At 69.6% G+C, this 13,025-nt stretch carries 11 protein-coding genes; 7 read left to right on the forward strand and 4 right to left on the reverse strand.

Annotation, left to right across the window (positions count from 1 at the left end; genetic code table 11):
- Nucleotides 1-57: 57 nt before the first annotated feature.
- The 3 genes from C7389_RS22870 to C7389_RS22880 form a co-directional block, all read right to left on the reverse strand.
- Nucleotides 58-2,613, reverse strand: coding sequence for a TonB-dependent siderophore receptor (locus tag C7389_RS22870; RefSeq protein WP_133594984.1), 2,556 nt, complete (start codon nt 2,611-2,613; stop codon nt 58-60).
- A gap of 207 nt (nt 2,614-2,820) precedes the next feature.
- Nucleotides 2,821-3,840 (reverse strand): FecR domain-containing protein, encoded by a 1,020-nt coding sequence (locus tag C7389_RS22875; protein ID WP_246034941.1) that lies wholly within the window; start codon nt 3,838-3,840, stop codon nt 2,821-2,823.
- Nucleotides 3,837-4,343 (reverse strand): sigma-70 family RNA polymerase sigma factor, encoded by a 507-nt coding sequence (locus C7389_RS22880; protein ID WP_246034942.1) that lies wholly within the window; start codon nt 4,341-4,343, stop codon nt 3,837-3,839. Before C7389_RS22880 ends, C7389_RS22875 begins: the two co-directional genes overlap by 4 nt.
- A gap of 213 nt (nt 4,344-4,556) precedes the next feature.
- Here C7389_RS22880 and egtB point away from each other — a divergent pair, with 213 nt between their 5' ends.
- Both egtB and C7389_RS22890 read left to right on the forward strand, forming a co-directional pair.
- Complete coding sequence (gene egtB / locus C7389_RS22885) at nt 4,557-5,849, forward strand: ergothioneine biosynthesis protein EgtB (RefSeq protein WP_133594986.1); 1,293 nt, start codon at nt 4,557-4,559, stop codon at nt 5,847-5,849.
- Between the two features lie 75 nt (nt 5,850-5,924).
- Nucleotides 5,925-6,974: a patatin-like phospholipase family protein gene (locus C7389_RS22890; protein ID WP_133594987.1), complete on the forward strand. Its 1,050-nt coding sequence runs from the start codon at nt 5,925-5,927 to the stop codon at nt 6,972-6,974.
- A gap of 1 nt (nt 6,975) precedes the next feature.
- Here the strand turns inward: C7389_RS22890 and C7389_RS22895 are convergent, their stop codons facing one another.
- On the reverse strand, nt 6,976-7,866 hold the full coding sequence (locus C7389_RS22895) for a LysR substrate-binding domain-containing protein (RefSeq protein ID WP_133594988.1): 891 nt from the start codon (nt 7,864-7,866) through the stop codon (nt 6,976-6,978).
- 97 nt (nt 7,867-7,963) lie between these two features.
- On the opposite strand from C7389_RS22895, the gene C7389_RS22900 reads away from it, so the two are divergent.
- From C7389_RS22900 to C7389_RS22920, 5 genes are all read left to right on the forward strand, one after another.
- Entirely contained in the window at nt 7,964-9,010 is a 1,047-nt protein-coding gene (locus tag C7389_RS22900; protein ID WP_133594989.1) for a putative sulfate exporter family transporter, read from the forward strand.
- Nucleotides 9,011-9,231: 221 nt separating this feature from the next.
- Entirely contained in the window at nt 9,232-10,071 is an 840-nt protein-coding gene (locus C7389_RS22905) for a sulfite exporter TauE/SafE family protein (RefSeq protein ID WP_162851815.1), read from the forward strand.
- 122 nt (nt 10,072-10,193) lie between these two features.
- Nucleotides 10,194-10,967, forward strand: coding sequence for a GntR family transcriptional regulator (locus C7389_RS22910; RefSeq protein WP_133594991.1), 774 nt, complete (start codon nt 10,194-10,196; stop codon nt 10,965-10,967).
- 50 nt (nt 10,968-11,017) lie between these two features.
- Nucleotides 11,018-12,748 (forward strand): fumarate reductase/succinate dehydrogenase flavoprotein subunit, encoded by a 1,731-nt coding sequence (locus C7389_RS22915; RefSeq protein ID WP_133594992.1) that lies wholly within the window; start codon nt 11,018-11,020, stop codon nt 12,746-12,748.
- A 39-nt stretch (nt 12,749-12,787) separates the two neighbouring features.
- Nucleotides 12,788-13,021: a 4Fe-4S dicluster domain-containing protein gene (locus tag C7389_RS22920; protein WP_133594993.1), complete on the forward strand. Its 234-nt coding sequence runs from the start codon at nt 12,788-12,790 to the stop codon at nt 13,019-13,021.
- Nucleotides 13,022-13,025 lie beyond the last annotated feature (4 nt).

A 13,025-nucleotide genomic window follows, 5' to 3' on the forward strand; every position in this document is an offset into this window, starting at 1 on the left:
CCGTGGCGGGCGGCCCGCGCTGGTCTGGCGCGGGCCGCAGTCCGGAGGAATGGCCGCTCAGTGCTGGTAGCGCAGCGTCAGCATGGCGTTGAAGGGAGTGCCGTACCAGTTGCCGTCGGAGACAGTGCCGATGCGTTCGTAATACACCCGGTCGAACAGGTTGTTGAGGTTCAGCGCCAGCGTCCACTTCGGGTCCAGGCGGTACTGGACCATGGCGTTCACCACCGCGTAGCCGCCCTGCTTGAAATCGTAGGGCTGGGTGTTGCCGTTGAGGGTGATGGTGTCGCTGACCGAGGTGTCGCTCTGGATGTGGGCGCTGCCGCCCACCTTCCAGCGCCACAGCTCGCCCGGCAGGGTGTAGGCGGTGGACAGCTTCAGCAGGTGGCGAGGGGTGATGCTGCTGTAGTTGGTGCTGGCTTTCTCGTCGCGCGAGATGTTGTAGGTGTAGCCCACCGCAGCCTGCCAGCCGGGCATCAGTTCGCCGCCGATCTCCACGTCCACGCCGCGGCTGGTGACCTTGCCTTGCGGCAGGTAGCAGCAGTTGCCGGCCCAGGCGTCGTAGTTGGAGGGGTAGCGGCTGTCCTGCAGGGCGGTGCCGCTGCGTTCGACCTTGAACACGCTGAAGGTCGCGTTGAGGCGGCCGCCGTAGAGTTCGCCCTTGACCCCGGCTTCGTAGCTCTTGCCTTCGATCGGGTCCAGTGAGCGGCTGCCGGGCGGAGGGCCGTAGAGCATCAGCGATTGCGGCTTGTAGATGCTGGCGTAGCTCAGGTAGGCGGACCAGTTGTCGGTGAAGTCGTAGATCACGCCACCGTAAGGGGTGATCTTGGTCTTCAGGCTGAAGGGCAGGTCGGAGCTGACGACCCACGGCGCCGCCGCATTGGCCTTGGAGGAGATGCGCTGGTCGAACTCGTAGCGGCTGGCGCGGGCGCCGGCGATCAGGTGCAGGCGGTCGGTGGGATGCAGGCGCAGCACCGCGTAGCCGCCTACCTGCTCCTGGCCCCAGGGGCCAAAGCGGGTGTGGCTGCGCTGGGAGACGTCGCGGTCTGGATTCCATTCGCCGCCGCCGTCCAGCACCTCCGCCGGATCGCTCCAGTGGCCCGGGAAGGTGGCGGACACCCAGCGGCTCTTCACCCGTTGCCAGTCGGCCCCGACCAGCAGTTCGTGGCTGCGGCCGAAGAGGTCGAAGCTGCCGCTGAGGTTGATGTCGGCCAGGTCCTGGCGGTTCTCGTATTCGTAGTGGCCGCCGGCCCAGACGCCCTGGTGGGTGACGGGATCCACCGGGCCGCCGACGAAGGCGGTGTCGGCTTCGGTCTCGGTTTCGCTGTGGGTAAGGTTGAACTTGAGCGCCCAGCCGCTGGAGAAGGTGTGGGCGAGCTGGGCGAAGAGCTCGGTTTCATCGCTGTCCTTGTAGGCCCAGGACTGGGTCAGGCTGTCGCTGCGCTTGTAGCGGGGCGAGCTGCCGTCGGCGTACAGCGGCAGGCCGGAACCGCCGCCGGTTTCGTTGCGGCGCGTGTAGCTGCCGCCCAGGGTGAGCAGGGTGCGTTCGCCGAGGTCGGCCTCGAGAACGCCGTAGAGGGCGGGCTTCTCGGTGTTGCGGTGGTCGAGGTGGTCGTCGCGGTTCTCGTACAGCACCACCGCGCGGCCGCGGAGGCTTGCGGCCTCGTTGAGCGGGCCGCTGAGGTCGGCCATGGCGCGGTAGTTGTCCCAGCTGCCGGCGGAGAGTTCGACGATGGCCTGGCGCTCGGCCAGCGGTTTCTTGCGCGCCAGGTTGATGATGCCGCCGGGGTCGCCCATGCCGCCGAGCAGGCCGGAGGCGCCGCGCATGACTTCCACCCGGTCGTAGAAGGCCATGTCCTGCAGTGGGCCGTAGGTGTAGGCGCCCAGCGCCAGCGGCGCGCCACCGTCCACCTGCATGGAGGTGATCTGGAAGCCGCGGGAATAGAAGTTGTAGGTGTTGTCGTTCACGCGGTTGGCGGTGATGCCGGGCATCAGCTTGAGCGCATCGTTGATGTCCACCAGCTTCTGGTCGTTGATCTGCTCGCGGGTGATGACGGAGACCGATTGCGGAATCTCGCGGAAAGCCATGTCTGTCTTGGACGCGATGCTGGTGACGCGGCTGGTGTAGGAGCCGCTGTCCTCGGTGGTGCCGTCGCCGGCACGGCGGGCTTTCACCCGTACTTCGGCCAGCGTGGTCGCCGGCCTGGCCGCGTTCGCTGCAGCTGGCGCACGGCGCAGGCTGTAGCCGCCGGCTTGGGCGACCGCTTCCAGGCCGGTGCCGGCGAGCAGCGTGGCGAGGCCGTCGGCGACGGTGTAGCCGCCCTGCAGGCCGGGGCTGGAGAGGCCGGCAACCAGCGCAGCGTCATAGGAGAGGTTGATGCCGGCGCTGCGGGCGTAGCGGTCCAGCGCGGCAGCCAGCGGGCCGGCGGCGATGGCGAAGTCCAGCGTGCGGGCGCTGCGTACTTCGACACCTTGCGCCAGGGTGGCGGCCGGCAGGGCGCCCAGGCCCAGGCACAGGGTGGCGCCGGCCAGGGCGCTGGCGAGTGCGCTGCGGCGGGGGAGTTTGCCGCAGTGGCGGGAAGGGCCAGGGCGGCTGGCCGGGCGGGAGATGTGCATGGCGTCCTCGAATCTGGGTCAGGAATGAGGCTCGCGGAGAGCCTTCTCCGGTCAAGCCGGACGAGATGCGGAATCCCCTCATCAGGGCGGCAACTTTTTTGTCGCGGGTGAGGCGGTGGATAGGCGGGCGAGTGCTGGAGGCGGTGCTGGCAGTGGCTTTGGCTGCTGCTGCCGGCCGCCTGCGCCGGCCCGCGGGGCGGGCGCCGTTCAGGGCTGGCCGAGCGGCTCCACCCGGACCCAGAAGCGGCTGCGGTACTTGAGCTGCAGCGGCTGGGTGCGGGTGAGGAAGGCGAGGGTGGCGTCGGTGTCGTTCAGCTGGTAGATGCCGGACAGGCGCAGGTCGGCGACCCGCGGATCGCAGACCAGGAAGCCGGGGCGGTAGCGGCCCAGTTCGGCGAGCAGGTCGGCCAGGCGGATGTCGTGGCCGGCGATCACGCCGTCGGCCCAGGCGCCGGCCTCCATGCCATTCGCCACTGCCGGCAGGCTGGCGCCACGCAGGAACCAGCGGCTCTCGCCCGGCCGCAGCAGCGCGGCGGACGCCGCTTCCGGCTGTACCGATACCGCGCCTTCCTGCACGCTGACCCATCCACGCTCCGCCTCCAGGCGGACGACGAAGCGGGTGCCCAGCGCTTCCAGCGTGCCGTGAGGCGTGCGCACCAGGAAGGGCCGCTTGGCGCCGCGGGGGGTCAGCGCTTGAGTGTCCGCGCCGGTGGCGATACGGATTTCGCCGCGATGCAACTGGATCAGGCGGCTGTCGTCGGTCAGCGCGGTGCTCACCGCGGTGTCGGTGTTGAGGTCCAGCACCGTGCCGTCGGCCAGTTCCAGCCGGCGGCGCTCGCCGAGGCCGGTGCTGGCGTCGGCCACCAGCCGCTGCCAGGGCGTGTGCTGGCGCACCATCCAGGCGGTGAACAGGCCGGCGCCGCCGAGGGAGAGCAGCTTCAGCGAGCTGCGCCGGTGGCTGCGCGTGCGGCTGTCGGCGGCGTTCAGGGTGTCCAGCGCGAGCTGCTGCGGCAGGCCGCTGAAATCCTTGCGCAGGCTGCGCAGCCGTTGCCATGCCAGCGCATGGCGCTGGTCGGCGGCCAGCCAGTGTTCCAGCCCGGCCTGCTGCGCCGGCGTCGGCGTGCCGTAGTCCAGCTTCACCGCCCAGGCGATGGCGGCGTCCACCACCTCGTCCGGCAGCGCTTCGGCGGTGGTGGCCTCCGCCCTTCCGGCCTTGGGCGGATTCACGCCGGGAAATGCAGCGCGTAGCAGTGGCGCAGCGCCTGGGCGACGTAGCGCTCGGCGGTGGCGAGGGAAACGCCCAGGCGCTCGGCGATGCGCGGGCAACTCAGGCCTTCCAGCTGCGCCCACAGGAAAGCTTGCCGCACCGCCGGCTTGAGGCCGTCCAGCATGCGGTCTATGGCGTGCAGGGTTTCCAGCAGGATGGCGCGTTCTTCCAGCGAAGGCAGTTGCGGCTCCGGCAGCGTGGCCAGGGTGTCCAGCCAGGCCTGCTCCAGCTCGCGCCGCCGCCAGTGGTCGATCAGCAGGCCGCGGGCGATGGTGCCGAGGTAGGCGCGCGGCTGTTCCAGCGCGTTCGCCGGCCGCCGTGCCAGTACCCGCAGGAAGGTGTCGTGGGCAAGGTCGGCGGCCTTGTCGGAGCAACCCAGCTTGCGCCTCAGCCAGCCATGCAGCCAGCCGTGATGGCTGCGGTAGAGCTCGGCGACCGGGTCGGGCTGGACGGTAAGGCTCAAGATTTGCTCCGGGGACAGGCTTGAAGGCCGGGCGGCGGAGGGCGCGGCCAACGAGAATATATTGCGAATCGTTCTCATTATTTTATGTGGCGGCGGGGGCGTCAAGGCGCGGCGCGCGCCCGTCACCGCCTCGGGGCGGGACGCGGCCGGCGCCGATTGACGGCGGCACCGGTTGTTTGTTCTGCTAAGCCATCTGCTCGGCGAGGACCTGTCATGAAGCGGCTGACTCAACAGACCCTGGGTGAAGAAGAGGAACTGTCGCGCGAGGAGTGGGCGGAGCGCTACCGCCGGGTGCGCGCGGCCAGCGGGGTGATCTGCGCGCCGCTGGCGGCGGAGGATTACGTGATCCAGGCGGCGGTGGAGGCCAGCCCGGCGAAGTGGCACCTGGCCCACGTCAGCTGGTTCTTCGAGACCTTCATCCTGTGCGAGTACATGCCGGGCTACGCGGTCTTCAACCCGGCCTTCCGCAGCCTGTTCAATTCCTACTACGAGCAGGTGGGCGAGCCTTTCTCCCGCGGTGCCCGCGGCACCCTGTCGCGGCCCACGGTGGAGGAGGTGTACCGCTACCGCGGCCATGTGGATGAATACCTGCTGGCACTGCTGGAGGAGCGCGCCGAGCTGCCGTGGCCGGAGATCCTGCAGCGGCTGGAAATCGGCCTCAACCACGAGCAGCAGCACCAGGAACTGCTGCTCACCGACATCAAGCGCAACTTCTACGCCAACCCGCTGCGGCCGGTGTACCGGGACGATCTGCCGCTGCCGCCGGTGCGCCGCCGGCCGGCCACCCAGTGGCAGGAGTTCGAGGGCGGCGTACGGCGCATCGGCCATGTCGGCGAGGGCTTCGCCTACGACAACGAGAGTCCGCGCCACAACGTCTACCTGCAGCCCTTCCGCCTTGCCTCGCGGCCGGTGACCAATGGTGAATTCCTCGCCTTCATCGAGTCCGGCGGCTACCGCAATCCGGCGCTGTGGCTGTCCGATGGCTGGGCCCACCTCCAGCGCGAGGGCTGGAACGCGCCGCTGTACTGGGAGCGGCAGGACGGCGAGTGGTGGCTCTTCACGCTGGGCGGCATGGCGCCGCTGAATCCGGACGAGCCGGTGTGCCATGTAAGCCACTACGAGGCCGCCGCCTACGCCGCCTGGGCCGGCTGCCGGCTGCCGACCGAGGCGGAATGGGAGGTGGCGGCGGAGGACTGCACCCAGGAGGGCAACCTGCGCGAGACCGGCTACCTGCAGCCCATCGTCGCGCCGGCCGGCGAAGGCCTGCTGCAGCTCTACGGCGACGTCTGGGAGCACACCGGCTCCGCCTACCTGCCTTACCCCGGCTACCGCGCCGCCGAGGGCGCGCTGGGCGAGTACAACGGCAAGTTCATGTGCAACCAGATGGTGCTGCGCGGCGGCTCCTGCGTGACACCGGCGGACCACATCCGCCCCAGCTACCGCAACTTCTTCTACCCGCAGGATCGCTGGCAGTTCCAGGGCTTCCGGCTGGCGGACGATCTCTGAGCGGCCAGCCGCCGCGTGACCTGCCGCGGTGAAAGCCGCATGCTTGCGCCCAGTGCCCCGCCCAGGAGTCCGACCATGCTGTTCCGCCCCCGTCCGTCCCATCTGGTGAGCCTCGCCCTGCAGGGCGGCGGCGCGCACGGCGCCTTCACCTGGGGCGTGCTGGACGCGCTGCTGGAAGACGGCCGGCTGCAGTTCGACGGCATCAGCGGCACCAGCGCCGGCGCCATGAACGCGGTGGTGATGGCCCACGGCCTGCTGCAGGGCGGGCGCGACGGCGCGCGCGAGGCGCTGGCGCGCTTCTGGCGGGCGGTGGGTAGCGCCACCTCCTTCCGCATGCCGGTGGAACTGCCCTTCGAACTCCCTTTCGAGTCCCTCCCCACGCCGCCGGAAAACTCCGCCCTGGGCATGCGCATGATGCTGCAGTGGGCGCGCCACTTCTCGCCGGCGCAGATGAACCCCTTCGACGTCGACCCGCTGCGCGACATCGTCGCCGGGCAGGTGGATTTCGAGCGCCTGCGCGCCGCCAGCCCGGTGAAGCTCTTCATCGCCGCCACCCACGCCAACACCGGCAAGCTGCGGCTGTTCCAGGCGCCGGAGCTGAGCGTGCATGCGCTGCTCGCCTCCGCCTGCCTGCCGATGCTGCACAAGGCGGTGGAGATTGACGGCGAGCCCTACTGGGACGGCGCCTATTCCGCCAATCCGGCGGTGTTCCCGCTGTTCTACGACTGCGAGGCGCGCGACATCCTGCTGGTGCTGTTGAGCCCGCTGGTGCATGGCGAAACGCCGCGCAGTGCCGAGGAAATCCGCGCCCGCTCGCTGGACCTCGCCTTCAATTCCACCTTCCTGCGCGAGATGCGCATGTTCGCCCATGCCACCGAATTCGTCGGCCGCTCGCTGCTGCCCACCGGCCGCTTCGAGCGCCGGCTGCAGCAGACGCGCTTTCACCTCGTCGAAGCGGAGGAATTGCTCAGCAGCCTGAGCGCCGAAAGCCGCCTCACCGCCAAGCTCTCCTTCCTCGAAATGCTGCGCGACCAGGGGCGGGAGCGGGCCAAGGCCTGGCTGGCGGCGCACTTCTCGCTGATCGGCAGGCGCTCCTCGGTGGATCTGGCGCGGATGTTCTACTGAGCTACTGGATGCTGGCGCCTTCGCCCAGCAGCGCCTCGAAGGCCAGCGCCGCGGTGCTCACCGGCCGCTGCGGCAGGCGCAGGCGATAGAGCTGCCGGCGGATGGGCGCCCGCTGCGCGGCCCCGTTCTCCAGCGCCAGCCGCCGCACCCGACCCAGCGCCAGCTGGTCCCGCGCGCAGATGCGCGGCACCAGGCCGACGCCGGCGCCGGCTGCCACCGCCTGCACCACCGCCTCGTTGCTGCCCACCTCCAGCAGCGCCGGCGAATCCAGGCCGATCTCCGCCAGCAGGCGCTCGGTGGCCGCCCGGCTGCCGGAGCCCGGCTCGCGCACGATCCAGCGCCTGGCGGCCAGCGGCGGCGCGGCCTCGCCCGGCGCCTCGCGCGGGCCGACCACGATCATCTCCTCCTGCCGCCACGGCCGGCATTCCACCGGCGCCTCGCCCGGCTCGCCCTCCACCAGCGCCACGTCCACCGCGCAGTCCAGCAGCAGTTCCACCACCTGCTGCGTATTGGCGGCGCGCACCTGCAGCGATACCCCGGGGTGGCGATCGCCGAAGGCGACCAGGTAGGGTGGCAGCCAGTAGCTGGCGATGGTGGTGCTGGCGCCTATCACCAGCCGGCCGCGCGCCAGCCCGGCATAGGCGCGCACCGCCTCGTCCGCCTCCCGCTCCAGCGCGAAGATGCTGCGGCCATAGCCGTACAGCGCCTGGCCGGCCTCGCTGGGGCGGAAGCCGCGGCCCTGGCGGTCCAGCAGCACGTTGTCGAGCTGGGATTCCAACTCCCGCACCGCCTTGGAGGCCGCCGGCTGGCTGATGCCCAAGGCCTCCGCCGCCCGCGAAAAACTGCCGGCCTCGACCACCGCGACGTAGATGCGCAACAGGTGCAGATTCATTCATAACCTCAGGTAATGAAGCTGTAACTTCCATGAACTGTACGAATGATAGGGCGCGCTCTAAGCTTTTTCTCAATTTCGTATATCGATAGAAGAAATGGAGATAAGCGCGCCAGGGCCGGGTGTCGGTCTGCGATTCGGCCTCGCCGGCTGCCTGCTGATCACGCTGGCGGCCGCCGCCCTGGCGGCGGTGCCGGCCTTCGCCCGCCATGGCCTGGGCTGGCTGCCGCTGGCGGTGGCCTTGGGCATGGTCGCCGGCAACCTGTGGCCGCGGCTGCCCGCCGGCGGCGCCGCCGGCATCGCACTGGCGCGCGGCCCGCTGATGCGCGCCGGCATTGCCCTCTACGGCCTGCGCATCGGCGCGGACGATCTGGCGCTGGTGGGCTGGAGCGGGGTGGCGATGGCGGCGCTGATGGTGGCTTCCACGCTGGGGCTGGCCCAGGTGCTGGGCCGCCGCCTCGGCCTGGACCGGGACAGCGCGCTGCTGGTCGGCTGCGGCAGTGCCATCTGCGGCGCCGCGGCGGTGGCCGCGGCCGATGGCGTGCTCGGCGCCCGGGCGCGGGCGGTGTCGGCGGCGGTGGCGGCGGTGGTGGTGTTCGGCACGCTGGGCATGTACCTGCTGCCGCTGCTGCATCCGCTGCTGGCCGGCCTGCTCGGCCTGGGCGATGCCGCCTTCGGCCTGTGGCTGGGGCTGACTGTGCATGAACTGGGCCATGTGGTGGCCGCCGCCGCGGCGGTCGGGCCGGGCGCCGAGGCCAGTGCGCTGATCGAGAAGATGATGCGGGTGATGCTGCTAGCGCCGGCCATGGTGTGGCTGGCGCTGCGCTGCGGCCGGCCGCAGGCGGAGCAGGCCACGGCTGCGGCGAAGGCCGCGCGCCGGCCGGGGTTGCCGCTGTTCCTGTGGGCCTTCATCGCCGCCATCGTGCTGGCGGTGAGCGGCGCACTGCCGCAGGCGGTGATGAACTGGGGCGGTGTGCTCGCCCAGCTGCTGCTGGCGGTGGGGCTGGCTGGCCTGGGTGCGGCGACGCGGCTGGCCGACATCCGCCAGGCCGGCGGCCGGGTATGGCTGCTGGCGGCGCTGCTGTGGGCGTGGTTGCTGGCGGCGGGGCTGTTCATGGTGGTGATCGCCGGGTGGCTGGCATGAGCGCGGACGCTTTCAAGGGATGGGAATCGGGCCGGGACGGACTGGCTGAAGCCGGCCTTGCCCTGGCATTCCAGCGGGGCGCCGAGGTGTGCGGGCTACGGGCTTTTTTCCTCGCTCCAGCCTGTTATAACAGGTTAGGATGTCTATGGCCTCAGCCGCTGTTCGGCGCTGGCCGTCCGGCATGTCGCCGCCCTTCTTCCCCGTTCGACCAGGAGCCCCGCTTGGAGCAGATCAGCACCGTTTTTGCCGCACACGACGCCGCCACCTGGGCGCTGGTCGCCTTCGCCATCGCCGCCGGCGGCGCGCTGCGCGGGCTCACCGGTTTCGGTTCGGCGCTGCTGATGGCGCCGCTGCTGTCCCTGGTGCTGCCGGCGCGGGAAACGCTGTGCCTGGTCACCCTGCTGAACGCGCTGCCCATGGGCCGCGCCGCCACCGCCGCCGCCAGCCGGCTGGTAGACCGGGAGGTGATGCTGCCAATGACGCTGGCCGCCTTCGCCGGCGTGCCCTGCGGCATCGCGCTGGTGCATGTGCTGCCGGCGCGGCTCTTCGGCATGGTGATAGGCGGCGCGGTGATGCTCAGCGCCTGCGCGCTGATGGCTGGCCGCAGCCTGCCCGGCGGGCGTTCGCGGCCGCTGTCGCTGGGCGTGGGGGCGCTGAGCGGCGTGCTCACAGGGCTGGGCGGCGTCGGCGGGCCGCCGGCCATTCTTTATCTGCTGGGCGTGGAGGCGGACAACCACCGCGCCCGCGCCAACTTCATCGTCTTTTTCGCCTGGCTGTATCCGGTGGCGCTGGCGGCCATCCTGGCGCTGGGCATGCTGAGCTGGGCGGAGGCGCTGGCCTGGCTGGCGCTGGCGCCGCTGTTCCTGCTCGGCGGCGTGGCCGGCGGGCGTCTGTACGCGCTGATCGGCCGCGTCCACTTCCGTCCTTTCGTGCTGGCGCTGCTGCTGCTGGCCGGGGCGGTGGCGGCCTGGCCTAAGGCGGCGGAGGCCGCACCGAAGTGGGCGGGTTACGCACTCCTGCAGTGCGGGATTTCATGCGTAGCATTGCATGAAATTTCATGAAAAATCCTTTTAATTCAATGTAATCATGCCGTTGAAGAGAGGTATTGCAATGCGATGGAATTGGCACCGTGTTTGCTTAACAGAACTCGTCATAACAAGTTGTGCCAGGCGCGAGGTTTTCCATGTCCAGCCGTAAGCAGATCGCAGTGGTTTCCAAGACTTCGGGCGACGCGATAGACGCGGTTTCGCCGGTGCCGCTGCACACCCAGATACGCGAGGTGCTGCGCCGCCGCATCCTGGATGGCAGCTATGCGCCGCACTCGCAGATGCCCTCCGAGAGCCAGATGATGGAAGCCTTCGGCGTCAGCCGCATCACCATCCGCCAGGCGCTGGGCGACCTGCAGAAGGAGGGGCTGATCTTCAAGGTGATGGGCAAGGGCAGCTTCGTCGCCAAGCCCAAGGCCTTCCAGAGCCTGTCGCGGCTGCAGGGCTTCGGCGAGGCGATGGCGCCCTCCGGCTACGAAACCTATTCGATGCTGCTGTCCGCCCGCCAGGTGGAGGCCAGCCAGGTGGTGGCGGCGCGCTTCGGTATCCGGCCGGGCGACGCGGTGTTCGAGATCCAGCGCCTGCGCTACCTCAACCGCGAGCCCATCTCGGTGGACGTCAGCTACTTTCCGCCCGCCATCGGCGAACGGCTGGTGCAGGAAGACCTCGCCACCCGCGACATCTTCGTCATCCTCGAGAACGACTTCGGCCACGACCTCACCCATGCCGACCTGCAGATCGAGGCCATTTCCGCCGACGAATCGCTGGCGCGCCACCTCGGCACCGACGAGGGCGCGCCGCTGCTGCGCATGGAGCGCATGACTTACGCCGGCGAGCAGCCGCTGGACTTCGAGTTCCTTTACTACCGAGGCGACGCCTTCCAGTACCGCCTGCGCATAGAGCGCAGCTGAGTACCGGCAGGACCTTGCCCGGGCGCACTGCCCCAACCCCAGGAGAGACCATGAAGCGCATAGACCTGCAGTACGACCTCGTCGTCATCGGCGGGGGTACCGGCGGACCGATGGCCGCGGTGAAAGCGAAGGAAAGGAATCCTCAACTCAAGGTGCTGCTGGTCGACAAGGCCAACGTGAAGCGCAGCGGTGCCATCTCGATGGGCATGGACGGCCTCAACAACGCCGTCATCCCCGGCCATGCCACGCCGGAGCAGTACGTGAAGGAGATCACCGTCGCCAACGACGGCATCGTCGACCAGGAGGCGGTGATGGCCTACGCCGCCGGCAGCTTCGACATGATCCAGGAGCTGGACCGCTGGGGCGTCAAGTTCGAGAAGGACGAAACCGGCGACTACGCGGTGCGCAAGGTGCACCATCTCGGCAGCTACGTGCTGCCGATGCCCGAAGGCCACCACATGAAGAAGATCCTCTACCGCCAGCTGAAGCGCGGCCGGGTGGAGGTGACCAACCGGGTGGTGGTCACCCGCGTGCTCACCGGCGCCGACGGCGCGGTGAACGCGGTGCTGGGCTTCGACTGCCGCACCGCGGACTTCTACGTCATCCGCTGCAAGGCGGCGGTCATCAGCACCGGCGCTGCCGGCCGCATCGGCCTGCCGGCCTCCGGCTACCTGATGGGCACCTACGAGAACCCGACCAACTGCGGCGACGGCCACGCCATGGCCTATCACGCCGGCGCCGACCTGGCCAACCTCGAGTGCTTCCAGATCAACCCGCTGATCAAGGACTACAACGGCCCGGCCTGTGCCTACGTCACCGGCCCCTTCGGCGGCTTCACCGCCAACTCCAAGGGCGAGCGCTTCATCGAGTGCGACTACTGGAGCGGCCAGATGATGCTGGAATTCCACCGCGAGCTGCAGAGCGGCAACGGCCCGGTGTTCCTCAAGCTGGACCACCTGGCGGAGGAAACCATAGGCGAGATCGAGCACATCCTGCACACCAACGAGCGCCCCAGCCGAGGCCGCTTCCACGAGAAGCGCGGCAACGACTACCGCAGCGAGATGGTGGAGATGCACATCTCCGAGATCGGCTTCTGCAGCGGCCACAGCGCCTCCGGCATCCACATCAACGCCCGCGGCGAAACTTCGGTGAAGGGCCTCTACGCCGCTGGCGACTGCGCCAGCGTGCCGCACAACTACATGCTGGGCGCCTTCGTCTATGGCCGCCTGTGCGGCGAGAACGCCGCCGAGTACTGCGACGGCCGCAACCCGCTGGCGGTGGACGAGGACGCGGTGGAAGCCGAGCGCGCCCGCATCGCCGCGCCGCTGGGCCGGGGCGACGGCCTCACCCCCTTCCAGATCGAGTACAAGACGCGCCGGCTGGTGAACGACTACCTGCAGCCGCCCAAGATCACCCGCAAGTACGAGATCGCCCTGCGCCGCTTCGACGAGATCCGCGAGGACGCGCTGCAGATGACCGCCGCCAACCCGCACGAGCTGATGCGGGCGATAGAAGCCCACTCCATCCTCGACTGCGCCGAGATGGCCGCCCGCGCCTCGCTGTTCCGCACCGAGAGCCGCTGGGGCCTGTACCACCACTACGTCGACTTCCCCGAGCGCAATGATGCCGACTGGTTCTGCCACTCGCTGCTGAGTAAGGGCGCCGACGGCGCCATGAGCCTGCGCAAGAAGGCGGTGGAGCCCTACATCGTCGCCATCGACGAACAGGAGCGCACCGCCTACCAGCGCCTGCGCGTCGCCCCCAGCGCCGCTGCCGCCTGAGCCCAGGCACCCCCGAACCCGACGCGAGAGGAAACGACCATGACCATCGCCATCACCCCCACCCAGGCCCCCGTCGCCGTCGACGAGGACAAGTGCATCGCCGAGAAGGGCTGTACCGTCTGCGTGGATGTCTGCCCGCTGGACGTGCTCGCCATTGACCTGGTGAAGAAAAAAGCCTTCATGCAGTTCGACGAGTGCTGGTACTGCCTGCCCTGCGAAACCGACTGCCCCACCGGCGCGGTGCAGGTCAGCATCCCCTACCTGCTGCGCTGAGGAG

It is taken from the genome of Azoarcus indigens (assembly GCF_004361735.1).
Taxonomy (GTDB): Bacteria; Pseudomonadota; Gammaproteobacteria; order Burkholderiales; family Rhodocyclaceae; genus Azoarcus; species Azoarcus indigens.